At 63.3% G+C, this 22,695-nt stretch carries 23 protein-coding genes; 19 read left to right on the top strand and 4 right to left on the bottom strand.

The annotated features are described in order from the left end of the window. Positions 1-177 precede the first annotated feature (177 nt). The 11 genes from AC1D08_RS16890 (at position 178) to AC1D08_RS16940 (ending at position 12,265) form a co-directional block, all read left to right on the top strand. A complete protein-coding gene (locus tag AC1D08_RS16890; protein ID WP_477423586.1) occupies positions 178-966 on the top strand; it encodes a 3-hydroxybutyrate dehydrogenase in 789 nt (262 codons plus the stop codon). 85 nt (positions 967-1,051) lie between these two features. After that, a complete protein-coding gene (locus AC1D08_RS16895; protein ID WP_457154466.1) occupies positions 1,052-1,816 on the top strand; it encodes a phosphodiesterase in 765 nt (254 codons plus the stop codon). A gap of 272 nt (positions 1,817-2,088) precedes the next feature. Beyond that, positions 2,089-3,417: an NAD(P)H-dependent oxidoreductase gene (locus tag AC1D08_RS16900; RefSeq protein ID WP_477423588.1), complete on the top strand. Its 1,329-nt coding sequence runs from the start codon at positions 2,089-2,091 to the stop codon at positions 3,415-3,417. A 2-nt stretch (positions 3,418-3,419) separates the two neighbouring features. After that, positions 3,420-4,448 carry a thiamine pyrophosphate-dependent dehydrogenase E1 component subunit alpha gene (locus AC1D08_RS16905; RefSeq protein WP_457154468.1) on the top strand — a complete coding sequence of 343 codons (1,029 nt, stop codon included), beginning with the start codon at positions 3,420-3,422 and terminating at the stop codon, positions 4,446-4,448. Next, complete coding sequence (locus tag AC1D08_RS16910; RefSeq protein WP_477423589.1) at positions 4,448-5,446, top strand: alpha-ketoacid dehydrogenase subunit beta; 999 nt, start codon at positions 4,448-4,450, stop codon at positions 5,444-5,446. Before AC1D08_RS16905 ends, AC1D08_RS16910 begins: the two co-directional genes overlap by 1 nt. 3 nt (positions 5,447-5,449) lie before the next feature. Beyond that, on the top strand, positions 5,450-6,808 hold the full coding sequence (locus AC1D08_RS16915) for a pyruvate dehydrogenase complex dihydrolipoamide acetyltransferase (protein ID WP_477423591.1): 1,359 nt from the start codon (positions 5,450-5,452) through the stop codon (positions 6,806-6,808). A gap of 250 nt (positions 6,809-7,058) precedes the next feature. After that, positions 7,059-8,045 (top strand): ABC transporter substrate-binding protein, encoded by a 987-nt coding sequence (locus AC1D08_RS16920; protein ID WP_457151143.1) that lies wholly within the window; start codon positions 7,059-7,061, stop codon positions 8,043-8,045. A 71-nt stretch (positions 8,046-8,116) separates the two neighbouring features. Next, complete coding sequence (locus AC1D08_RS16925) at positions 8,117-9,820, top strand: ABC transporter permease (protein ID WP_457151142.1); 1,704 nt, start codon at positions 8,117-8,119, stop codon at positions 9,818-9,820. Next, positions 9,808-10,884 (top strand): ABC transporter ATP-binding protein, encoded by a 1,077-nt coding sequence (locus AC1D08_RS16930; protein WP_457151141.1) that lies wholly within the window; start codon positions 9,808-9,810, stop codon positions 10,882-10,884. The genes AC1D08_RS16925 and AC1D08_RS16930 overlap by 13 nt, the downstream gene beginning before the upstream one ends. After that, entirely contained in the window at positions 10,881-11,015 is a 135-nt protein-coding gene (locus AC1D08_RS16935; protein WP_457151140.1) for a hypothetical protein, read from the top strand. Before AC1D08_RS16930 ends, AC1D08_RS16935 begins: the two co-directional genes overlap by 4 nt. Positions 11,016-11,047: 32 nt before the next feature. Next, entirely contained in the window at positions 11,048-12,265 is a 1,218-nt protein-coding gene (locus AC1D08_RS16940; protein ID WP_457151139.1) for a DUF930 domain-containing protein, read from the top strand. Here the strand turns inward: AC1D08_RS16940 and AC1D08_RS16945 are convergent. After that, positions 12,257-12,472, bottom strand: a complete 216-nt coding sequence (locus AC1D08_RS16945) for an HAD family hydrolase (protein ID WP_457151146.1) — start codon at positions 12,470-12,472, stop codon at positions 12,257-12,259. The two genes, AC1D08_RS16940 and AC1D08_RS16945, sit on opposite strands and share 9 nt — an antisense overlap. Positions 12,473-12,604: 132 nt before the next feature. Here AC1D08_RS16945 and AC1D08_RS16950 point away from each other — a divergent pair, with 132 nt between their 5' ends. Continuing rightward, positions 12,605-13,765 carry a DUF930 domain-containing protein gene (locus AC1D08_RS16950; protein ID WP_457151138.1) on the top strand — a complete coding sequence of 387 codons (1,161 nt, stop codon included), beginning with the start codon at positions 12,605-12,607 and terminating at the stop codon, positions 13,763-13,765. A 4-nt stretch (positions 13,766-13,769) separates the two neighbouring features. Here the strand turns inward: AC1D08_RS16950 and AC1D08_RS16955 are convergent, their stop codons facing one another. Together AC1D08_RS16955 and AC1D08_RS16960 are read right to left on the bottom strand one after the other, a co-directional pair. After that, positions 13,770-14,444, bottom strand: a complete 675-nt coding sequence (locus tag AC1D08_RS16955; RefSeq protein WP_457151137.1) for an HAD family hydrolase — start codon at positions 14,442-14,444, stop codon at positions 13,770-13,772. 111 nt (positions 14,445-14,555) lie between these two features. After that, positions 14,556-15,197 carry a hypothetical protein gene (locus AC1D08_RS16960; protein ID WP_477299875.1) on the bottom strand — a complete coding sequence of 214 codons (642 nt, stop codon included), beginning with the start codon at positions 15,195-15,197 and terminating at the stop codon, positions 14,556-14,558. Positions 15,198-15,390: 193 nt separating this feature from the next. Here AC1D08_RS16960 and AC1D08_RS16965 point away from each other — a divergent pair, with 193 nt between their 5' ends. The 5 genes from AC1D08_RS16965 to ptsP all read left to right on the top strand — a co-directional run bounded on the left by AC1D08_RS16965 (position 15,391) and on the right by ptsP (position 20,209). Continuing rightward, entirely contained in the window at positions 15,391-15,828 is a 438-nt protein-coding gene (locus AC1D08_RS16965; RefSeq protein WP_457151135.1) for a transcriptional regulator GutM, read from the top strand. A 56-nt stretch (positions 15,829-15,884) separates the two neighbouring features. After that, positions 15,885-16,646, top strand: a complete 762-nt coding sequence (gene srlA, locus AC1D08_RS16970) for a PTS glucitol/sorbitol transporter subunit IIC (RefSeq protein WP_457151134.1) — start codon at positions 15,885-15,887, stop codon at positions 16,644-16,646. Positions 16,647-16,662: 16 nt separating this feature from the next. After that, positions 16,663-17,667, top strand: a complete 1,005-nt coding sequence (gene srlE / locus AC1D08_RS16975; protein ID WP_095089213.1) for a PTS glucitol/sorbitol transporter subunit IIB — start codon at positions 16,663-16,665, stop codon at positions 17,665-17,667. A 128-nt stretch (positions 17,668-17,795) separates the two neighbouring features. Further along, a complete protein-coding gene (locus AC1D08_RS16980; protein WP_457151133.1) occupies positions 17,796-18,176 on the top strand; it encodes a PTS glucitol/sorbitol transporter subunit IIA in 381 nt (126 codons plus the stop codon). A gap of 53 nt (positions 18,177-18,229) precedes the next feature. Further along, a complete protein-coding gene (gene ptsP, locus AC1D08_RS16985; RefSeq protein WP_457151132.1) occupies positions 18,230-20,209 on the top strand; it encodes a phosphoenolpyruvate--protein phosphotransferase in 1,980 nt (659 codons plus the stop codon). A gap of 15 nt (positions 20,210-20,224) precedes the next feature. Here ptsP and AC1D08_RS16990 read toward each other — a convergent pair whose 3' ends face one another. Next, complete coding sequence (locus tag AC1D08_RS16990) at positions 20,225-21,022, bottom strand: hypothetical protein (protein WP_457151131.1); 798 nt, start codon at positions 21,020-21,022, stop codon at positions 20,225-20,227. Between the two features lie 155 nt (positions 21,023-21,177). On the opposite strand from AC1D08_RS16990, the gene AC1D08_RS16995 reads away from it, so the two are divergent. Continuing rightward, a complete protein-coding gene (locus AC1D08_RS16995; RefSeq protein ID WP_477423596.1) occupies positions 21,178-22,200 on the top strand; it encodes a sugar-binding transcriptional regulator in 1,023 nt (340 codons plus the stop codon). Between the two features lie 89 nt (positions 22,201-22,289). Continuing rightward, positions 22,290-22,643 carry a cupin domain-containing protein gene (locus AC1D08_RS17000; RefSeq protein ID WP_457151129.1) on the top strand — a complete coding sequence of 118 codons (354 nt, stop codon included), beginning with the start codon at positions 22,290-22,292 and terminating at the stop codon, positions 22,641-22,643. Positions 22,644-22,695: the final 52 nt, after the last annotated feature.

Genomic DNA, 22,695 nt, shown 5'->3' on the forward strand with positions numbered 1-22,695 from the left:
TGTTGCACGGCACCATGACAGTGCCGTGTCACCCCGGCGACAACGGCTTCGAAGGGACAGGAACCATGCTCCGGCGTTGTCGCAAGGTTGTAATCGCATCGACACATGGCTCTGCCATTGTCATGCTGCGATGCACAATTATATGTCATGTTCCCTCCCACCTCGCGCGAGATCACCATGGGTTCCCTGTCTTCGAAGAATGCCCTCGTCACCGGCTCGACCAGCGGTATCGGCCTGGCAATAGCCCGCGCCTTTGCCGCTGAAGGCGCAAACGTCACCATCAACGGGCTGGGCGATGCCGCGGCAATCGAACAGGAGCGCGCCGGCATCGAGAAGGATTTCGGCGTCAAGTGCCGCTACTCCGATGCCAACATGATGGACGGCGCGGCGGTGAGCGCCATGGTGCATGAGGCCGAGGCCGCGTTCGGCAGTCTCGATATCCTGGTCAACAATGCCGGCATTCAGCATGTCGCGCCGATCGAGGACTTCCCGGACGACAAATGGGAAGCCATCATCCGCATCAACTTGCTCGCCGCCTTCTACGCGATCAAGGCGGCGCTGCCCGGCATGAAGGCGCGCAAATGGGGCCGCATCATCAACACGGCTTCCGCGCACGCGCTGGTCGCTTCGCCGTTCAAGTCGGCCTATGTGTCGGCCAAGCACGGCATTGCGGGCCTGACCAAGACAGTGGCTCTCGAGACAGCGCTTGACGGCATCACGGTCAATGCGATCGCGCCGGGCTATGTCTGGACGCCGCTGGTCGAAAAGCAGATTCCCGACACGATGAAAGCGCGCGGCATGACCGAGGAACAGGTCAAGCACGACGTGCTGCTGGCGGCGCAGCCGACCAAGGAATTTGTCACCGTCGACGAGCTTGCGGCATTGACGCTGTTCCTGTGCTCGGACTCAGCCAAGCAGATCACCGGCACGACCTTGCCCATGGACGGCGGCTGGACCGCACAGTGAGGATGGTCAACGCGTTTCGTTTGCCGGCTGGTGCCGCCAGGAGTCAACAGGAAAGCCGCCAGCAGGAAGCATCCCGGTCAGGTCCATGAAAGTCATCCAGATATCCGATCCGCATCTGATGACGCCGGGTGGTCTTCTGTACGGCTCCAATCCGCTCTCCAGGTTGCAAGCCTGCCTTGCCGACATCGGCGCCAACCATGCCGACGCTGATCTGGTGGTCATTTCCGGCGACCTGACCAATGACGGCGAGCGCCCCGCCTATGCCGCGCTGAGTGAGAGCCTGACAAAGTTCGGTCCGCCCTGCCGGCTGATGCTCGGCAACCATGACGACCGGGCGGTGTTTCTCGAGATGTTTCCGCAAGCCACCGCCGAGCGCGGCTTCGTCCAAAGCGTCGTCGACAGCAGCGAAGGCCGCCTGATCCTGCTCGATACGCTGGATAGCGGCCATGTCGAAGGCAAACTGTGCGCAGCGCGTCTCGACTGGCTCGATAAGCGACTGCAGGAGGCTCGCGATCGACCGGTCTTCCTGTTCATGCACCATCCGCCGTTTCGGATACACATCCCCGAGCTCGACCGTGTCATGCTCGCCGATCCCGATGCCTTGCATGAGGTACTGCTGCGCCACGGCAATGTCCGCCACATCTTTGCCGGACACGTCCACCGGCTGATCGCCGGCAGCTGGCGCGGCATTCCCGTCAGCACGCTGCGCAGCACCAATCATCAAACCGCGCTCGATTTCTCGCAGGGCTGGAGCCTCGGCCACGAGCCGCCAGCCTATGCCGTGATCTTGATCGATGCGGATGGGGTGATCGTGCATTTCCACGATTTCCCGGTGCCGCCGGTTCTATAGCCTGAACCGTCGAGAGGCGTGGTGCAGCGATCGCCACGACCGGTGGACGAGCTACCCAGAATCCGTGTGCCGGGAGGCACGCAGCCGTGCCAGTGTGTTGTCTGCGCAACGGCTGCGCGGCCCCCGCGTTGGTGGGCTGTTTTGGGTCACGCGGAGCCTCCACAATGGGGCGTCACAAAGCAACTGATGTGCACATTAGTCTTGACAGAAATACATATGTTCAATACCCGTCAGGCGATTGAATAGCCTGCATTATGGGAGGAACGAGCGGTATGGCTTCCAATGTTTCGTTGACGGGCCTTGCCCGCGATCTCGAGGAACGCGCCAGGTCGGGCAAGCCCATCCGTATCGGCCTGATCGGCTCCGGCGAGATGGGAACCGATATCGTCACCCGCGTCGCCCATATGTCCGGCATCGAGATCGGCGCCATTTCGGAACTGAACCTGCCCGCCGCCAGCAAGGCGGTGGATATCGCCTTCCAGCAAACCGGCCATGCGCGCGAAGTGTCGAACGCTTCGGCGATGACGGCGGCGATGGAGGCCGGCAAGATCGCGGTCACCAACGATGCCAGCCTGGTCATCGACAATGACCTGATCGATGTCGTCATCGACGCCACAGGCGTTCCGGCGGTCGGCGCCGAGATCGGCCTGCGCGCCATGGAGCATGGCAAGCATCTGGTGATGATGAATGTCGAGGCCGACGTCACCATCGGCGCCTATCTGAAAAGTGAGGCCGACCGGCTGGGCGTCACCTATTCGCTGGGCGCCGGCGACGAGCCGTCGTCCTGCATGGAGCTGATCGAATTCGTCTCGGCGATGGGCCATCCGATCGTCGCCGCCGGCAAGGGCAAGAACAATCCGCTAAACATCGACGCCACGCCCCCCGACTATGAGGAGGAGGCCGAGCGCCGGCATATGAATGTGCGCATGCTGGTCGAATTCGTCGATGGCTCCAAGACCATGGTCGAGATGGCGGCGATCGCCAATGCCACCGGGCTGGTTCCCGACAAGCCCGGCATGCACGGCCCGGCGGCGACGCTTGGCGAGCTGTCCAAGGTCCTGGTGCCGCAGAAGGACGGCGGCGTGCTGTCGAAGGTCGGCGTCGTCGACTACTCGATCGGCAAGGGTGTCGCGCCTGGCGTCTTCGTCGTCGCCGACATGTCGCACCCGCGCATTTCGGAGCGCATGGAAGATTTGAAGATGGGCAAGGGTCCGTATTTCACCTTCCACCGCCCCTATCATTTGACCTCGCTCGAAGTGCCGCTGACCTGCGCCCGTGTCGTGCTCTACGGCAAGGCGGATATGGTCCCGCTGGCCAAGCCGACGGCCGAAGTCTGCGCGGTGGCCAAGAAGAACATGAAGCCGGGTGAGAAGCTCGATGCGATCGGCGAATATTGCTACCGCGCCTGGATTATGACCGCGCCGGAGGCGGGCGCCGCCAAGGCCATTCCCTGCGGCCTGCTGCAAGGCGGCTCGGTGACCCAGCCGATCAAGAAGGGCGAGCTCATCACCTATGCGAATGCTGCTCCAGCGCCAGGCTCCAAGATCGCCGAACTGCGTGCCCGCCAGGACAAGCTCGTCTACGGGTCCGTGGGAGCCTGACCATGGCCGGAGCCAGCAAAGCCGTCGCCGACAGTCGCGCCAACCTGCCCTTCGTCTATCGACAGTACAGCGCCGAGCAGCTCAGAAATGTGCTCTACAAGATGTACCTCATCCGGCGCTTCGAAGAGGGCGCGGAGGAGTGCTACACGCGCGGCCTCATCCACGGCACAATGCATTTGTCGATCGGCCAGGAAGCCAGCGCCATGGGCATCTGCATGCCGCTCGCCGAGGATGACCAGATCACCTCGACGCATCGCGGCCACGGCCACTGCATCGCCAAGGGCGCCGAGGTCAAGCGCATGTTCGCCGAGTTCTTCGGCAAGACCACCGGCTACTGCAAGGGCCGTGGCGGCTCGATGCACATCGCCGATGTCGGCAAGGGCAATCTCGGCGCCAATGGCATCGTCGGCGGCGGCATTCCGATCGCCGTTGGGGCAGCACTTTCCGCCAAGATGATGAGGACCGGAAAGGTCGTGGTGTCGTTCTTCGGCGATGGCGCCAACAATGAAGGCGCCTTCCACGAGGCGTTGAACATGGCCTCGGTCTGGAAGTTGCCGGTGATCTTCGTCTGCGAGAACAACGGCTACGGCATGTCGACTTCGACGGCGCGCTCGACCGCCGTCAAGAACATCGCCGAGCGCGCCGCCGCGTATTCGATGCCGGGTGTCATCGTCAACGGCAATATTTTTTCGGAAGTCGCCGAGGCGTCGTACAAGGCTGTCGAGCGTGCACGCGCCGGCGAGGGGCCGACGCTGATCGAATCCAAGACCTATCGCCATCGCGGTCACTCCAAGAGCGACCGCAACCGCTATCGTAGCAAGGAGGAGATCGAGGACTGGATGTCGAACCGCGATCCGATCACCCTGTTCGAAAGCGAGCTGCGCGAATTCGGCTTCATCGACGACAAGGGCATCGAGGCCATTCGCGGCGCGGTGGCACAGGAGATCGCCGACGGCATCGAGTTCGCCAAGGCGAGCCCGTCGCCGGATGTGCGCGACACCGGCAATTATGTCTATACGGAGCAAGCGTGATGGACGCGATGGTGCGTGAACTGAGCTACGCCCAGGCGATCCAGGAAGCCATGGCGATCGCCATGGACATGGACGAACGCGTCTTCCTGATGGGCGAGGATATCGGCGTCTATGGCGGCGCCTTCCAGGTGACCGGCGATCTGGTCGATCGGTTTGGCAGCGAGCGGGTGATCGACACGCCGATTTCGGAACTGGGTGGCGCGGGCGTCGCGGTCGGCGCCGCCCTCACCGGCATGCGGCCGATCTTCGAGTTCCAGTTTTCCGATTTCGCCACGCTCGCCATGGAGCAGATCGTCAACCAGGCGGCCAAGATGCGCTTCATGCTCGGGGGCGAGGTTTCGGTTCCGGTGGTAATGCGCTTTCCCGCCGGCTCCGGCACAGGTGCCGCAGCCCAGCACAGCCAGAGCCTCGAGGCCTGGCTCGGCCATGTGCCGGGCCTCAAGGTCATCCAGCCGGCGACACCATACGATGCCAAGGGCATGCTGCTGGCCGCAGTCGCCGATCCCGACCCGGTGATGATCTTCGAGCACAAGCTGCTCTACAAGATGAAGGGCCCGGTGCCCGAAGGCTACTACACGGTGCCGATCGGCAAGGCCGACATCCGCCGCGAGGGACGCGACCTGACCATCGTCGCCACCTCGATCATGGTGCACAAGGCATTGGACGCCGCGGCGGTGCTGGAAGCCGAAGGCATCGACATCGAAGTCATCGATCTCCGGACAATCCGGCCGATGGACAAGCAGACCGTCATCGACAGCGTCAAGAAGACATCGCGGTTGATGTGCGTCTACGAAGCGGTCAAGACGCTGGGCATCGGCGCCGAGGTCAGCGCGATGATCGCTGAGAGCGAGGCGTTCGATTACCTCGATGCGCCGATCGTGCGGCTGGGCGGGGCGGAGACGCCGATCCCCTACAATCCGGAGCTGGAAAAGGCTGTCGTGCCGCAGGTGCCCGAGATCATCGCGGCTGCGCGCGACCTCGTGAAAGGGGTTCGCTGATCGATGCCGACCGAAGTCATTCTTCCCAAGGTCGACATGGACATGGCGACCGGACAGATCTCGCGCTGGTTCGCCGAGGAAGGCGCCAGCGTCAAGAAGGGCGATGTGCTGTTCGAGATCGAGACCGACAAGGCGGCGATGGAGATCGATGCGCCGGCCAGCGGCGTGCTGCGTGACGTCACCGGGAAGGAGGGGATCGACATTCCTGTCGGCGCGGCTGTCGCGTGGATCTATGCCGATGGCGAAACCTATGGCGACAAGGCGCCGATCTCCCTCCTTGTGGAGGAGATGTCGACGAAGTCGACAGAGGGGGGCGATGTCGCGCCTGCGGCTCAACCTGTCGCGCCCCCCTCTGCCCTGCCGGGCATCTCCCCCCTTAGGGAGGAGATCGGCAAATCGCCTTCGGTTGCGCGCGCAACACCCTTGGCGCGTCGTCTTGCCCGTGAGGCGGGTATTGCACTCTCGACCATTGCAGGCACCGGCCCGTATGGCCGCGTGGTGAAAGCCGATGTCGATGCGGCGATTGCCGGTGGCGGCGTCAAGCCTGCTGCCAAGGCAGCGCCCGCAGGCGCTCCGGCGGCTCCGGCTGCTGCCACCGCGCCGGTGAAGGCGATGTCGGACGAGCAGGTGCTGAAACTGTTCGAGCAAGGCTCTTACGAACTCGTCCCGCATGACAATATGCGCAAGACGATCGCGCGCCGCCTGGTCGAGGCCAAGACCACCATCCCGCATTTCTACCTGACACTCGACTGCGAACTCGACGCGCTCTTGGCATTGCGCACGCAGATCAATGCGGCAGCGCCGATCAAGAAGACCGAAAAGGGTGACGTGCCGGCCTACAAGCTGTCGGTCAACGACATGGTGATCAAGGCAATGGCGCTGGCGCTGAAGGCGGTGCCGGATGCCAATGCATCRTGGACCGAAAGCGCCATGGTCAAGCACAAGCATGCCGATGTCGGCGTTGCGGTGTCGATCCCCGGTGGCCTGATCACGCCGATCATCCGCAAGGCGGACGAAAAGACGCTGTCCACCATCTCCAACGAGATGAAGGACCTGGCCAGCCGCGCGCGCAGCCGCAAGCTGAAGCCGGAAGAGTATCAGGGCGGCACCACGGCTGTATCGAACCTCGGCATGTTCGGCATCAAGGACTTTGCCGCCGTCATCAACCCGCCGCATGCGACGATCCTGGCGGTCGGCGCCGGCGAGGAGCGGGCGGTGGTCAAGAATGGCAAGATCAAAATCGCTACCGTCATGTCGGTGACGCTGTCGACCGACCATCGCGCCGTCGACGGTGCGCTGGGGGCCGAATTGCTGGTTGCCTTCAAACGCCTGATCGAGAACCCGATGGGCATGCTGGTCTAGGGCCGGCCGACGCCCGAAAGTCTTCGGGTGCCCCGAAGGGGTCGCAGCCACAGGGCGGCCATGAGGCTCGTGGAACGCCGGTTCCGCGGGCCGGTGTCGTTGTGCCGTGAGAGCATTCCGCGCGAAGCCGTTGCCTGATCGGGCCGGGCATGCGCGCTGTCATCCACCAGTCATATGCGCCGTGCAGGGAGGGGAGACGGGAACCGGCCAAGGCGCCGGACCGCTCATGCACAGACAGACAGGAGGTCTCATGAAGACGCTATTCATCAAGCTGCTGGCCAGCCAGCTTGCACTCGCGGCAACTTTGTTTGCCGGCGTGGCCGGTGCTGAAACGCTGACGCTCTACACATCCCAACCGGAAGCCGATGCGGTCAAGACCGTGGATGCCTTCAAGAAGGCGCAGCCCGGTATCGACGTGACTATCTATCGTTCAGGAACGAGTGACATCCTGACCAAGATGGCAGCCGAATTCGCCGCTGGCAGCCCGCAGCCCGACGTGCTTTTGATCGCCGACGCGGTCAGCATGGAGCTGTTGAAGAAGGACGACCGGCTGCTGCCCTATTCCGAGGCGAAGCTCGATGGCATCGAGGCGGATGCCTATGACGCCGGCAAGACCTATTTCGGCAGCAAGCTGATCACCACCGGCATCGTCTACAACACCGCGGCGGCTGAAAAGCCTGCGCATTGGGCCGATCTCGCCAAGCCGGCCTATGCCGACGGCCTGGTCATGCCGAGCCCGCTCTATTCGGGTGCGGCCGCCTACCTGCTCTCCGGCTTCGTCGGCGACACCAATTATGGCTGGGATTTCTTCCAGAAGCTGAAGACCAACAACACCGTCAGCGTGCGCGGCAATGGCGCCGTACTGAAGTCGGTGGCGAGCGGCGAGAAGCCCTATGGCATCCTGGTCGACTTCATGGCGATGAACGCCAAGAAGAAGGGTTCGCCGGTCGAATTCGTGTTCCCTAGCGAAGGCGTGCCGGCGGTGACCGAACCGGTCGCCATCATGAAGACGGCCAAGAATGTTGACGGCGCCAAGAAGTTCGTCGACTTTATTCTTTCCGACGAAGGCCAGAAGCTGGCGCTGTCGATGGGTTATCTGCCGGCGCGCGCCTCGGTCGGCCGCCCCGAATGGATGCCGGAAGGCGTCAAGGTCAAGGTGATGCCGTTCGACACCGAGGCGATCGTCGCCACCACCGACGCCGACAAGGCGAAGTTCTCGGAACTGTTCGGCGGCTGAGCCCGACAATCGCGGCGGGATGCCGTTGAAGTGGCATCCCGGACCGCTGACAGATCCCAGGAAACGCAATCATGTCGACACGGATCAGGGAAAGCCGGGGCCAGGAAATGGCCCTGACGGCGATGGTGGCCGTCGTCATCGCCCTGCTTTCCTTGCTGCCGATGCTGCGCCTCATCAAGGAGATCGTGGCACCCGGCGGCACCTTGTCCGGCATGGCGATAGAAGCCGGATTGAGAAGTCCGGCGACCTGGATTGCGACCTGGCACACGCTGATCGTTGGCATCGGCGGCACCTTGCTTGCGGTGCTGTCGGGAACGCTGGTGGCTCTCCTCATCACGCTGACCGACATACGCGGCCGCAGTGCGCTGGTGCTCTGCTACGTCATGCCATTGATGATCGCACCGCAGGTGACCGCGCTCGCCTGGCTGCAACTGTTCGGTCCGGCAAGTCCGTTCCTCAAGCTGTTCGGTGCGGCACCGCCGCTCGGCACCAGAAATCCGCTCTATTCCACCTCGGGCATCATCCTGCTGCTCGGTGTGCAATACGGCCCGTTGGTCTTCCTGCTGGTGCGCGCCGGTCTGCGCAAGCTGCCGCGCGAACTGGTCGAGGCGGCGCGCGCCGGCGGCGCCGGCTGGTTCACCGTGCTGGTCACCGTCGTGCTGCCTTTGATGACGCCGTCGATCATGGCGGCCGCGGCACTTGCCTTCGTGTCCTGCGTCGGCAATTTCGGTATCCCTGCCTTTCTCGGCATTCCCGCCAATTATCTCGTGCTGCCGACGCTGATCTATCAGCGGCTGGCCGGCGGCGGCCCTGCGGTGCTGGGCGAAACCGCGTTCCTGTCAGTGCTGATCGGCATCATCGCCATGGCTGGCATTCTCGCGCAGGAGGTCGTGAGCCGCCGCCGCGATTATCGCATCAGCTCGACGTCGCTGCCGGCCGAGCCCTACGAACTCGGCCGCTGGCGACCTGCCGTCCAGGCCGGCATGTGGCTGCTGATCGTGGTGGTGCTGTTCCTGCCATTGTTCGGGCTGGTGCTGACGTCGCTGGTGCCGGGCTACGGCATTGCTCTCACCGCCAGGACGGCAACGCTCGACAATTATCGTTTCGTGCTGTTCGAGCATGACGCGGCCAGCCGCGCCTTCTTCAACAGCTTCTGGCTGTCGATCGCGGCGGCCTTCTTCGCGGTCGTCGTCGCCGTGCCGATCGGCTACCTTATTGCCTGGAGCAAGCAGCGCTGGGTGCGACTGCTCAACCTGTCGGTCGAACTGCCCTATGCCTTGCCCGGCGTGGTGCTGGCAATCGCCTCGCTGCTCCTGTTCCTGCGGCCGATCCCGCTCACCGGTATCCAGCTCTACAACACCGTCTGGATCATCCTCTATGCCTACGTCGCCCGTTTCCTGGTGCTGGCGCTGCGGCCGACCATCAGCGGCTTTCACCAGATCGACCGGGCGCTGGAAGAAGCGGCCCAGGTGGCCGGTGCGGGGCTGTTCCTGCGCATGCGCACGATCATCTTTCCGCTGGTGGCGCCGGCGGCAATCGCCGGTGGCCTGCTGATCTTCATGACGGCGCTCAGCGAGCTCACTGTTTCGGCGCTGCTCTGGTCGTCGGGCTCTGAGACGATCGGCGTGGTGATGTTTTCCTTCGAGCAGGGCGGCGATTCCAGCTACGCGGCGGCGATGTCCGTCATCACCGTGGCGGTCACCTTCGTGCTGATGCTGGCGACCAATCTGCTTGCCCCACACTTTCCCGGCGGAGTGCTGCCATGGCGCGATTGACCCTGGACAATGTGACCAAGAGCTTTGCCGATTTCGACGCAGTCAAGGATGTATCGATCGATGTCGGCGGCGGCGAATTCCTGGCCGTGCTCGGCCCCTCCGGGTGCGGCAAGACGACATTGCTGCGGCTCGTCGCAGGGTTCGAGAAGGTGACGTCAGGCGAGATCCGCATCGGCAATGAGGTCATGTCCGGCAAGGGCGGCAGCGTTGCGCCGGAAAAGCGGCGCGTCGGCATCGTCTTCCAGAACTATGCGCTGTGGCCGCACATGACGGTCGCCGAGAACATCGGCTATTCGCTCAAGGTGGCAAAGCTCAACAAGGCTGCTGCGCGCCAGAAGGTCGAGGACGCGCTTGCTTTGGTCAATCTGCAGGGGCTGGGCGAACGCAGGCCGGCCAATCTCTCCGGTGGCCAGCGTCAGCGCGTGGCGCTGGCGCGCTGCCTTGTCGCCGCGCCGTCGCTGGTGCTGTTCGACGAGCCGCTCGCCAATCTGGACGTGCATCTGAGAGCCTCGATGGAGGATGAGTTCGCCGCCTTTCACAAGCGCACGGGCACCACCATCGTCTACATCACCCATGACCAGGCCGAAGCGATGGCGCTGGCCGACCGCATCGCGGTGATGGATCATGGACGCCTGGTGCAGTTGGCGACGCCGCGTCAGCTCTATCATGAGCCGGCAAATGAAATGGTGGCGTCCTTCATTTCGCAAGGTATCTTGCTTCCCGCCGATGTGCTGAGCCCAGAGCAGGCCGGTCACTGCAAGGTCCGGGTTCTCGGCACCGAGCTGGTCGTTCGCTGCCGGACGGGCGAGCGGCCTCGCACCGGCGCAAAGATCTGCTGCCGGGCAGCCGATCTCGAGGTGGTACCGGACGGTCCCGGCTTCGATGGCCTCGTCAAGCGGGTGATCTACCAAGGTGGCTCGGCGCGCATCGAATTTGCGCCTTCCGCCAGCCTCGACCTCACCTTGCATTTCGAACAGCCCGATCCGGTGATGCTGGAGCGCGGCGCGCAGGCGCGTTTGCGGATACGATCCGGATGGCTCATCCCGGCGACGGGGGCGGCATGACGATGATGCTCGACCTGCTCGGCGACCGGGGGGAAAAGGCCGCACCGGTCTCGCCGGCAGCAGCTGCGCCGGGTATCGAAATCACCAACCTGTCAGCGGCTAAATTGCGCCAATACAGTGCCTGTGCTTGAAGCCGCCGCTATTTCATTCCACATCGGGCGCAATGAACGGCAAGATACGAGAGTGGTTTCGCAGTTGGCGATGGGCCTTGGCCGCATCGCTGATCCTGCATGCTTTGATCGCAGCGTTCTTGTTCTTTGGCGTACCGAGATCCGAGCAGCAGCCGGATCAGCAGGAACAGCCCGTCAATGTCGCGATTGTGCCGCCGCCCGAGAAGCCTAAGCAGAAACCTGCTCCAAAGCCACCGGAGCCGACACCTGAAAAGAAGGCTGAAAAGCCGCCTGAACAAAAGCCGCCTCCGGAGCCCCCGAAACCGCCAGACGAGCATGTTCTGAAGCGCGTTTTCCAGTACGGCCAGAAAGATACGGGACCGGAGAAATCGCTCGACGGAAGCAGCGCTAAACCCAACACGCCATCACCGGCCAAGGATGAGGCGGCGAAGCCGCCTATAACACCGACACCCGCGCCGACACAGCCGGCCCCGGCTGCAACGCCACAGCAGAAGGCAGAGCCCAGCAAGCCTGACGAGAAGCCGGCCACCGTTGCCCCGGACGAAAAGCCCGCGCAAGGCGAGGAAACGCGGCAGGCCGCCGCGCCGGACGCCAAACCCGCGCAAAACGAGGAGAAGCAGGCGACCGAGGACGCTGACAGACAGCAGCCGGACAAACAGGAGCTCGCACCGCAACCCGCCGAAAAGCAAGCGGTTGTGACGCCAAAGCCATTGGCGGCTGAGACTGGTGGTAAGCCAGCGCCTCCCGCCTCGACTGGAAAGGCAAAGCCCAAACCTGCCAAGACGTTGACGTTCAAACCCGCAAGAGCCTTCAAAGCGCCGATCGGGAATGCTGGAAGGTCAAATCCCACCAACAACGATGTTGCAGGATCGCCAATCTATTCCGGCCTTCCGGGCGTCAGAAAGCTTTACTCGCAGGGGGCAACCGGCAATGCCTTCGCCACAAGCTCCATGGAGAATGTGCCGCGCGGTCAGCGCGTGGCCACCCTTTGCGGCAATGTTCTGAGCCAGGAACTGCAAAGCGCCGACTATTCGGTCAAATGGGTGCCAACCATCACGCTGGACAAAGGCAATGTTCTCAACCCTACTCAAGCGGCCTTCAGCACCAGAAGCACTTGGTACGATCTAAACTTCCGATGTGAAGTCGACGCCGATGCGACGAGGGTCCTATCCTTCAACTTCCGTGTGGGGTCATTAGTCCCGCCTGGCGAATGGGCCAGCCGTGGATTCACTAAGTATCCGCTAAATTAGGCCGGCACGCCAAGCGCGGCTAATTTCTTGCCAGTCCGCGCAGACGAAATCGGCACCAGCCGCCGTCATGCCGGCGGCAACCGCGCCCTGGATGCCGAAGGACGAACCCTCGATGACGATGCAGTCGGCCGGATCGGCACCCATCCTGGCGGCGGCGAACTGGCTGATCTCCGGTCTTGATGGATCGGATCGTGGGTAGCCGCTCATTGAGCTGCCCCAGCGCCTTGGCCGGGCTGCCCTGGGTGTGGTGATCCAAATCGACAAGCTGTCAGCGGCTAAACGGCGCCAATACAGTGGCTGTGCTTGAAGCCGCCGCTTTTTCATTCCACATCGGAAGGAATGAAGGACGAGACACGAGACCGGCGCCGGAATTTGTTGTGGGCCTTGCCCGCATCGCTGATCCTGCACGCGCTCGTCGCAGCGCTCGTGGTCTACAACGTGCCTAGGCCTTCCCAACAGCCGCAGGAGGAGCAGGCGGTCAATGTCGCGCTCGTGCCTCCGCCCGAGCAACCAAAACCGAAACCTGCTCCGGTGCCGCCTCCGAAGCCACCGGAACCGAAGGTTGAAAAACCGCCGGAACCGAAAGCAGAAAAGCCACCGGCGCCGGAAAAGCCCTCGAAAGTCGAGGTCCTGAAGCCGGTTTTCCAGTTTGGCGACAAGGACACCGGTCCCAGGAAATCCCTGGATGGGGCCAGCGCTCAAGACACCTCGCCTTCGCCGGCCAAGGAGCACGATTCGAAGCCGCCTGTCGTGCCGAAGCCTGCAGAGAGCCAATCCACCACCCCGGCGGTCGCCGAGGGGCGGCCAGATTCAACCAAAGTCGACGAGAAGCCGGTAGACGCTGCGAAGGACGCCGAGCCCGAACAGGCGAAACAGGCAGCTTCGAGCCAGGATATGGATAAACAGCAGGCGGACAAGGAAGAGGCGGGAGCGAACGGACCCGACAAGCAGACAGAAGCGGCGCCACCGCCTTTGGCTGCCGACGACGGTGAGATCGAGCTTCCCACGTCAACCGAAGCGCCGAAGCCCAAACCCGCAAATGCGCCGAAGCCCGGCCCTGGGAAGGTCTCCAGGTCCCGAAGCGAGAGCGCCGGGAGGCCAAATTCCACGGATACCGCCGCTAGTGCTTCGCGGGCTTATTCGGGCCTTCCGGGGGTTCACAGGCTCTACTCGCAGGGCGCTACCGGCGATGCGCTGGCTACGAGCGCGATGGGCGGGGTGCCTCGCGAGAAGCGTATTGCCCAACTTTGCGCCAGCGCGTTGCAGCAGCAACTGGTGGATGCCTCTTATTTCCCCGACCTGATCCCAAGTGTTCCGCTGAAGGTGGGCAATGTCCTCGACGCCCCGGATGTCGCTTTCCGCGCAACGACGAAATGGTACCATCTGGGCTTCCGGTGCCAGGTCGACACCGATGCGACGAGGGTCTTGTCCTTCACCTTCCGCGTCGGGCCGGCGATCCCGCCCAGCGAATGGGTTCGCCTCGGACTGCCTGTTCGCTGATAGATTAGGCCGGCACACCGAGCCCGGCCAGTTGCCGGCTAACTTCTTGCCAATCGCTGCAGATGAAATCGGCACCTGCCGCTGTCAGTCGCGCGCCGTGCTCCGCATAGGTATGGCCGCCACCGGTGTAGCCGATAGCCGTCATGCCTGCGGCGACCGCGCCCTCTATCCCGAAGGGCGAATCCTCGATGACGATGCAGTCTGCCGGCTCAGCGCTCATCTTGTCGGCGGCGAACAGGAAGATATCAGGCGCGGGCTTGCCGCGTTTGACCATCGAGGAACTGTAGATCGCATCGCCGAAAAACCGCGCCAGTTCGGTCACAGTCAGGCTGTGGTTTATGCGCTCGACGGAGGATGACGAGGCGACACAGCGGTCGCCCGAAAGCGTCTCCAGAAACGCGGTGATGCCGGGGGTCGGCTTCAACTCCTGCGAAAACAGGATCTTGGTCTCGGCCCAGATGTCGCCGTCCGCAGCCGCCGGAAACTGGTGACCGGTCAAATCCCTGATCTTGGCGATGATGTCGGACTGCTTCATACCGATGCATTGGGCGATGATACCGCCGTGAACCCCAGGCATGCCATGCTTGTCATAGACGCGTTCATAAGCGCGGGCGGCCAGAGGCTCGCTGTCGACAAGAACGCCGTCGCAATCGAAAATGATAGGCCTTGATCGCGCCACGCGCTTTTCTCCCGAGTCGATTTCGCACATCGCTATCGGCAAAAAGTCAGATGTTCAATAGTGCGCTTGCTTTGACAGCCGCATGCCTGGAGGCTCGAAACCGAGGGGCAATCAAAGCCGGCGGATGGCATCGCTGGCACGCGCGGATCCGAGTGCCCGTTGCATGGCCTGCCGGGACTGCGCGCGATCGGGCGTGATCCAGTTCGGTTCGGCGCCGAGAAAGCGGTCGAGGAAAGCCACTGCGTAGGCTGGCATCTCGGTCACGTTCTCGCGATAGGACCACCATGTGCGCAGGTCGTCGGCGCATTTGTCGATGCTTGGCGCATTGCCGAATTCCTGCTCGTGGATCGCCGAGATCACCGAGACGCAGTAGTTGGTGTAGAGGAACCCTTCCGGCCAGAAACGGATGATTTCCAGCGTGCCGGCATTCGAATCCGTTTCAATCAACTGGCTGAGGCCGGAGATTTCCCGTGCCGGCGCCTGCCTGATCAGTTCGCGCAAAACGAGGCCGGCGGCAAAGACGATGAAGTCGGCGCGGTCGACCGCGGCGAAGCCTTTCTGCGCCTCCATGACCTCGACCCAGTCGAGAAAGGCCCTAGTGAGCTTCGCTTCATCGATTTCAAAGCGCACGCCGAACGTGTCCGACACCACCTTGGCGCTGCCGCGGAAGGTGGCGCGGAACCAGCGCAACTGCCGCAACCGGTGGCGAAGGTCGGGCATCAGCGCCAATTCGTCCCTGAAGGGCAGATCCATGTTTCTCGTATCCTGTTCCCAGCCAGGCTAGCACAACGGCGCCGCCGCCGAAATCGGTTGACGGCCTGTGGATGACCGAGGTCACGCCCAATATCATACATATTGACATTCGCGGAAACAAATGTTCTCACTTTGCTGTTGTCACGTGTCGGTCCAAGGTGCGGTTCAACACAGGCTTCGGGAGGAGAACCGAATGGCGATTTGGCAGTGGGGACTGCTTCTGCTGGTTATTGTCTGGGCGCTGCAGTCGCTCGGCGTCTGGCTGCAGATGCGGCACTATTCGGATGTCTTCAGGGGTGTCACCGACCGGTACAAGGATGGCTTCGTCGGAGCCGGCAATTTTCGCGGTCGATTGGCCAAAGGCACCATCGCGCTGGTCGTGGTGACGCCTGACCTGGTCGTGCGCCGCCTGATGGTGATGAGCGGCCGTTCCGTGTTCACCAAGTTCAAGAGACATGAAGAATTCGAGGGCGTTCCCCTCGATCGAGTCCGGTCCAACCCTGCAATCATGGGGGAGGGGGAACCCGGTGTGGCCGAGGCCGTGAAGCGGGCGATCGAACAGATCGACAAGACACGGTCGGAGCCGGGGAAGAAGCCGGGCCTGTCCGGTTTGAACGTAGCAAGGGCTTAGAGAGAGGACGCCGCGCACCGACTGGGATCAACCGGCGGGCGGCATAAGGAGGAGAAATGTCTGTATTTTCGTTGTTGGCGCAGCATGCCGACATGGCCGTGAACAATCTGCATGTCGCAGGTGCCATGGTCTCGGATGCTGCATTGCATGGCAAGCTCGCGGTAGAGCATGCCTCCGACCATCTCGTTGTCCTCGCACAGGCGGACAGCGGACCGATCACCGTCGATCAGTTCAAGGAAAAGCTGAAGGAAGTCCAGCAGGAAGAGCAGCTCGGCTGGCTGACCGCCATCGGCAAGTATTTCATCGGTATTTTCCAGAAGGGCGGCGAGGTCTTCGCCGGCTTCGTCACCGGCATCATTCCGACGCTGGTGGTGCTGATGACGGCCTTCTACGCAGTCACCGAACTGGTCGGCGAAGAGCGCGTGCACGGCCTGGCGCGCGGCGCCGGCAGGATCGCGCTGACCCGCTACACGCTGCTGCCGCTGCTGGCGGTGTTCTTCCTCACCAATCCGATGGCCTATACGTTCGGATCGTTCCTGGAAGAGAAGCACAAGCCCGCCTTCTATGACGCGGCCGTGTCCTATGTGCACCCGCCGCTCGGCCTGTTCCCGCACATCAATCCCGGCGAGTATTTCGTCTGGGGTGGCATTCTGGTCGCGCTGCTGGAACTGGAGAAGAAGGGCGCCGTCGTCGCCGGCTATCACGTCAAGGTGGCGATCTGGTATGCCATCGTCGGCCTCGTCGTCATCCTGCTCAAGGGCATGCTGACCGAACGCATCACTGCCATCATGGCACGCCGCCAGGGCGTCGAGCTGTAAGGGCGGGGAGGACATCATGGCCAAGACATACAAAGCCGTACAAATCTCCCGGGGCAAAACCGGTTGGGGCGGTCCGCTGGTGATCGAGCCGACCGAACAGCGCAGCAAGGTTGTTTCCGTCACCGGTGGCGGCATTCATCCGGTGGCGCAGCTCATTGCCGATATGACCGGCGCCGAAGCCGTCGACGGCTTCAAGGCGCCGCCGATCGAAAGCGAGATGGCGGTTGTCGTCGTCGATTGCGGTGGCACCGCACGGTGCGGCGTCTATCCGCGCAAGCGTATCCCGACCGTCAATCTGACGCCGGTCGGCCAGTCTGGGCCGCTCGCCCAGTTCATCACCGAGGACATCTACGTTTCGGGCGTGAAGCCTGCCAACATCACAATGGCGGACGGATCCGAAGCGGTCACCACTGCAGGGGGAGCAGGATCGATGAATCCAGGCAATAACAACGCGGCGGCGGCGCCACAACCGCTGCCGAGCGAGGGCGGCGTGATCGGCCTGATCAGCTCGATCGGCCGCGTCATGGGCCGTGTCGTCGGCATCTTCTTCAATGCCGGGCGCCGTACCATCGACCAAGTCGTGCGCAACGTGCTGCCGTTCATGGCCTTCGTGACCATGCTCATCGGTCTGATCCTCTACACCGGCATCGGTGATGTGCTGGCGCAGCCGATGGGTCCGCTGGCCAACAACATTGTCGGCCTGCTGATCATCTCGGCGATCTGCGGCCTGCCGTTCCTGTCGCCCATCCTCGGGCCAGGCGCGGTCATTGCACAGGTCATCGGCGTTGCCATCATCGGTCCGCAGATCGCCAACGGCACGATTTCGCCGGCAATGGCACTGCCGGCGCTGTTTGCCTACAATACCCAGGTGGGCTGCGACTTCGTTCCCGTCGGCCTGGCGCTCGGTGAGGCCAAACCGAAGACGATCGAGATCGGTGTTCCGGCAGTACTCATCAGCCGCCAGATCATGGGCCCGGTCTCGGTGCTGATCGCCTGGATCGTCAGCCTGATCGTATTCTGAAACAGTTCCAGGAAAAGTGTGAGACGGTTTTCCGTCCGGAATTCCACCAAACAAAGGGATAGAGCGGTTCGCCGTTTTCGTGAAACAGTGAATCGCTCTTAGAGAAGTTAGGAAATGAGGTTCGCCATATGACGGTTCTGTTGAGAACACGGGTCACTGCCATCGGACCCGAAGTGGCGGATCTTGCCGAAGGGGGCGTGGTCATCCTGTTTGCGGATGGCTCGCCGCCGGAACTTGCCGAGGTTTCCGTGCTCCACAAGACGGAGCACGGACCCAGCGACGGCGCGCCGCAAAAGGGCGCGTCGATCACCCTTGGCCCGGTTGCCGCGACTATTACCGCGGTCGGTTCCAGCGCCTGGAGCAAGGTGCTGGAAATGGGCCATGTCGTCATCTCGTTCAACGGCGCTGCCGAGGCCGAGCGGCCAGGCGAGATCTGCGCCTCGCAGGTCGATGCGCAAGCGCTCGTGGCTGCGCTCAAGACCGGTGCGGTCATCACCATCGCCGCCTGACAGCATTCGCGTCGCCGCCGATGTTGGCGGTGCCCAGGACCAGAGTATTTGCCATGGAACGCTCGACCATCGTCAGAGTGCATGAAGGTCTGCACGCCCGTCCCGCGACGCGGTTCGTCAAGCTCGCCAAGGGTTTCGAATCGGATGTCGAGCTGGTCAAGGACGGCAAGGCGGTCAGCGCCAAGAGCTCGGTCAAGCTGATGCTGCTGGCGGTCAAGGAAAACCAGGAAGTCACCGTGCGGGCGAACGGCGCCGACGCCATCGAGGCCATCGAGGCGCTGATCGGCTATCTCGAAAATCCCAAGGCGGGCCTTGACGACGAGGACTCGCCGCCGGCCGGCAATACGGGTCAGGACGCTGCTGCCGCGTTGGACTCTGTGCCTGCTGTTGCCGGCGCAACCACCGGCTTGCGCGGCGTGGCCGCAAGCGAAGGTTTTGCCATCGGGCCGGCCTTCGCGCATTTCCCACCTGATATCGCCGGACAAGGCCGCAGGTTGCAGGCTGAGGAGATCGCCGGCGAGATCGACAGGTTCCGCGCCGCCGTCGCTGCAGTCCAGGCGCGCATGGACCGGGCACTGGAGCAGGACAGTCTGTCGGCCGGCGACCGTGGCATCATCGCCGCGCTCAGGGACATCGCTGCCGACGACAGCCTGACCGGCGAGGCGGAGGGCCTGATCAACGGCGGCAACGACGCGGTTTCAGCGGTCATCACCGCCGCCTCCACAATCGCCGCCGATTTCAGCGCGGTCGATGATCACTATCTCAACGCGCGGGCGGATGATGTCCATGCGGTCGGGCGGCAGATCTGCCTCGTGCTGCTCGGGCAGGACGACATCAGCCTCGAAACCATCGCCCAAGGCGCCATCCTCATCGCCGACGACATCGGCGCCTGGGACCTGGCGCGCGCGCCGCTGAAGCGCATCGGCGGGGTGGTGTGCGGCCATGGCGGCGCCACCTCGCACATCGCCATCATCGCCCGCTCGCACGGCATTCCAGCGGTGCTCGGCCTCGGCGACCAGATCAATGCTTTGCGCACGGCGCGCGAAGTGGCCCTCGATGGCAACAGCGGCCGCGTGATCGTCGATCCTGACGCGGCGACCCGCGCCGAATTCGCCGGCCGTGTCGAAGCGGCGGCGCAGGAACGCGCCGGGCTGACCATCTTCAAGACGGTGACGCCGAAGCTGGCCGATGGCAAGGTGATCGAGGTCGCGGCCAATATCGGCTCGCTGGAGGAAATCGAAGCGGCGCAGGAGGCCGGCGCGATGGGCGTCGGCCTGTTCCGCACCGAGCTTCTGTTCATGCGCCATATGCACCTTCCCTCGGAAGATATGCAGGCCGAGACCTATGCGGCGCTGGCTAAGGCCTTCGCGCCGTACCCGGTCATCGTGCGCACGCTTGATATCGGCGGCGACAAGCCGATCGCCGGCATCGAATTTCCCGACGAGGAAAACCCCTTTCTGGGCTGGCGCGGCATCCGCATGTGCCTCGACCGGCCCGACATCTTCAAGCGCCAGCTCAGGGCGCTGCTGCGGGCGGCCGTGCATGGCAACGTCAAGGTGATGCTGCCGATGGTGGCCGACATCGGCGAGGTCAGGCAGACGCGGGTTCTGGTCGCGGAATGCGCGGCTGAGCTGAAAGCCGAAGGCGTGCCGCATGCGGCGTTCGATCTTGGCGTGATGATCGAGACCCCGGCCGCCGTGCTGATTGCCCCGGCGCTGGCCAAGGAGGTGGCGTTCTTCTCGATCGGCACCAATGACCTGACCCAGTACATCATGGCCGCCGACCGGCTGAACCCGACAGTGGCCAAGCTCAACGATGTCACCAATCCGGCCGTCATGTCGGCGATCGAAATGACGGCCAAAGCCGGCGTCGCCGCCGGCATCATGGTCGGCATGTGCGGCGAAGCGGCCGGCCGCCCCGATCTCATTGCAACATTCGTCAAAATGGGGCTGACCGAGCTGTCGATGAGCCCGGCCTCGATCCAGCGCGCCAAGAAGGCGATCATGGCCATGGCCGCCGAAGGTGCCGCCTAGCCGAGTTCTGGGCCGTTACGGCAAATGGGCAAGCAAGGTGGCGAAGACGGGTGTCAGTTCGTCGACCGGGCTCGCCTTGGCGCAGGCCTGAACAATGCGGTCATGGCGGATATCAGCTGCCAGGATCGCAATCTCCAGCATATCCGGCTCCGGCAGGCCGTCCCTGCCGGTGGTTGCCAGGCCACAGGCCAGAACGAGCGGCGCCAGGCAGCTGATGTCGAGCGTCCGGTCACCGATCGCCGGCGTTTCCGGCGTTTCGGCAAAGTGGACGGGGCGCTGGTTGAGACACTCGACCAGCAGCGCCGAACAGGTGGCCGCGATCGCCGGAAGCCCAGCACCTGGCGCGACCAAGGCGGCCAGCAGATCGCCATGCCGCTTGCGCATCGTGGCATGGACGGCGGCAAAATCGGCTTCGTGGATGCGGGCATTGTCGATGTTCAGGCCGGCCAGCACCGCCTTGGTCAGATAATACATGTCGCGCCGGAACAGGCGCTCCGCGCTCAACTGGCGATCTTCGTTCCCGGCCGGGAAATAGGTGGCGAGGCCTTTTACGGTGGTGCCGTCGACCTTGATCGGGCGCTCATGCGGGACAAAGGATTCGGCAATCGACAGCGCTTCGTCGAAGGCACTTGCGGCATGGCTGAGCAGGCCTTCGATGCCTTTGCCTGGAAATGGCGGCAGATGGCTGGTTGCTTCGCGCACGACACTGGCGTCGCCGCTGCCGTCATGGCGGCTTTGGCGAATGATTTCACGAACTTCCCGCAACCGGTCTTTCAGATTGACGCGGACATCTTCGGAGATTTGTCGGAGCATTGCCAATCGCCTCGAATTGCTGCGGATGGCCGCCAACAGAAGGCAGCCGCCACTTCTAGATTGTTCCTATCGATTGGTAGATCAATAGGCGATACTAGACCAGCATGCAGAATCGGCGACGGCGCGCTCGTCCATCGCCGTGGGGAGGGACGAATTTGGGCAGGCGACGACAGAGCGAAACCGACGATCGTCGAGGTGGAAGCGAGACGCCCGAGCAGGTCGCCAGCGAAAGCCGGACGGATCGTCTCAGGATTCGCGCCGCATGGATGTATTTCGTCGAGCAGATGACGCAGAACGAGATCGCCGACGTGCTTGGCGTCGGCCGCGTCACCATCGTGCGCATGCTGGCGGACGCCCGCTCGCGCAACGAGGTGAAGATCAGCATCGAAAGCGAATTGTCGGAAATCGTGCGGCTGGAGCGGGCGCTGGAAAAGACCTTCGGGCTGCAACAGGCGCTGGTGGCGCCGCTTTCCGCCCCCAATGCCGACCCGACCCCGGCGATCAGCGCCAAGACCGGCAGCTTCCTGTCCGACACGATGAAGTCCGGCATGCGCGTCGGCGTCGGCTGGGGCAGGACGCTGTTCTCAAGCCTGCCCTTCATCAGCGCCAAGTCGCTGACCGACTTCAAGGTCATTTCGCTGCTCGGCGGTGTCGGCGTCGTGCGTCGATTCAACCCGGCCGAGTTCGCCTGGCGCTTCGCCCAAATCTTCCAGGGCGACGGCTATCTGATCCCGACGCCGGCCGTCGTCGACAGCGTCGAGACCAAGATCGCGCTGGTCGAGCGCTGCGGCCTGCAGGAGGTTTTTGAAATGGCCAACGTGCTCGATGCCGTTCTGCTGAGCGTCGGCGGCATCGCCTCGGCCACCACCTTCTCTCGCGGCGGCTTTCTCAAGGAAGCGGATCGGGAGGCCCTGCTTGCGCGTGGCGCCGTTGGCGACCTTCTGTTCCATTTTTTCGACCGCAATGGCGATCTGGTCGACCACCCCGTCAACAGCCACGTGATGTCGGTGGATGTCGACCGTCTGCGCAAGGCGCCGATCCGCATCCTGACCTCCGGCGGCGAGGAGAAGATCGAAGCCTTGCTTGGCGCCATGACCCTGATCGCCCCGACGATCCTGATCACCGACGAAGAAAGCGCCCGCCGCATGCTCGAGGCGCATGCGGCGCGAGCTTCCTGATGGTGTCGGCCGGTTGCCGGCGTCAGGAGCATCCGCTATCTGACCGTCCAGGCAACTGACGCCTGAGCCAATCAAACGGAGCCGGAGCCATGACACGCGAGACAATCCTCAAATTCGGCGCAGTCGAAAAGGCCGACGCTGGCGATCTGGCCGGATGGATCGTGGTAGAAGGCAGGCCGACCATGCAAACCGCCGTCCAGCACACGACCGAGGACGGCAAGGTGATCTCTGGCACGTGGCGGGCGACGCCAGGCACCTATCACGCGACCTATACCGACTACGAGTTCGTGCACATGATCGCCGGCCGCATCATCATCACCCCCGATGGCGGCGCACCGGTCGAGGTAGGCCCCGGCGACGCCTTCGTGGTGGAAGCCGATTTCAAGGGAACCTGGAAGATCATCGAAACGGTGACGAAGCATTTTGTCGTCAGGGTCGGCTGAGCCTGTTCGCATGGGCCGTTGATGGTCGACGTCCCTGGCATATCCAGTGCGA

The organism is Mesorhizobium sp. P2_E6 (genome assembly GCF_056403835.1).

Coding starts and splice junctions, on each gene's coding strand:
- AC1D08_RS16890 (WP_477423586.1), top strand. CDS start 178: ATGGGTTCCCTGTCTTCGAAGAATGCCCTCGTCACCGGCTCGACCAGC.
- AC1D08_RS16895 (WP_457154466.1), top strand. CDS start 1,052: ATGAAAGTCATCCAGATATCCGATCCGCATCTGATGACGCCGGGTGGT.
- AC1D08_RS16900 (WP_477423588.1), top strand. CDS start 2,089: ATGGCTTCCAATGTTTCGTTGACGGGCCTTGCCCGCGATCTCGAGGAA.
- AC1D08_RS16905 (WP_457154468.1), top strand. CDS start 3,420: ATGGCCGGAGCCAGCAAAGCCGTCGCCGACAGTCGCGCCAACCTGCCC.
- AC1D08_RS16910 (WP_477423589.1), top strand. CDS start 4,448: ATGGACGCGATGGTGCGTGAACTGAGCTACGCCCAGGCGATCCAGGAA.
- AC1D08_RS16920 (WP_457151143.1), top strand. CDS start 7,059: ATGAAGACGCTATTCATCAAGCTGCTGGCCAGCCAGCTTGCACTCGCG.
- AC1D08_RS16925 (WP_457151142.1), top strand. CDS start 8,117: ATGTCGACACGGATCAGGGAAAGCCGGGGCCAGGAAATGGCCCTGACG.
- AC1D08_RS16930 (WP_457151141.1), top strand. CDS start 9,808: ATGGCGCGATTGACCCTGGACAATGTGACCAAGAGCTTTGCCGATTTC.
- AC1D08_RS16935 (WP_457151140.1), top strand. CDS start 10,881: ATGACGATGATGCTCGACCTGCTCGGCGACCGGGGGGAAAAGGCCGCA.
- AC1D08_RS16940 (WP_457151139.1), top strand. CDS start 11,048: ATGAACGGCAAGATACGAGAGTGGTTTCGCAGTTGGCGATGGGCCTTG.
- AC1D08_RS16945 (WP_457151146.1), bottom strand. CDS start 12,472: ATGAGCGGCTACCCACGATCCGATCCATCAAGACCGGAGATCAGCCAG.
- AC1D08_RS16950 (WP_457151138.1), top strand. CDS start 12,605: ATGAAGGACGAGACACGAGACCGGCGCCGGAATTTGTTGTGGGCCTTG.
- AC1D08_RS16960 (WP_477299875.1), bottom strand. CDS start 15,197: ATGGATCTGCCCTTCAGGGACGAATTGGCGCTGATGCCCGACCTTCGC.
- AC1D08_RS16965 (WP_457151135.1), top strand. CDS start 15,391: ATGGCGATTTGGCAGTGGGGACTGCTTCTGCTGGTTATTGTCTGGGCG.
- srlA (WP_457151134.1), top strand. CDS start 15,885: ATGTCTGTATTTTCGTTGTTGGCGCAGCATGCCGACATGGCCGTGAAC.
- srlE (WP_095089213.1), top strand. CDS start 16,663: ATGGCCAAGACATACAAAGCCGTACAAATCTCCCGGGGCAAAACCGGT.
- AC1D08_RS16980 (WP_457151133.1), top strand. CDS start 17,796: ATGACGGTTCTGTTGAGAACACGGGTCACTGCCATCGGACCCGAAGTG.
- ptsP (WP_457151132.1), top strand. CDS start 18,230: ATGGAACGCTCGACCATCGTCAGAGTGCATGAAGGTCTGCACGCCCGT.
- AC1D08_RS16990 (WP_457151131.1), bottom strand. CDS start 21,022: ATGCTCCGACAAATCTCCGAAGATGTCCGCGTCAATCTGAAAGACCGG.
- AC1D08_RS17000 (WP_457151129.1), top strand. CDS start 22,290: ATGACACGCGAGACAATCCTCAAATTCGGCGCAGTCGAAAAGGCCGAC.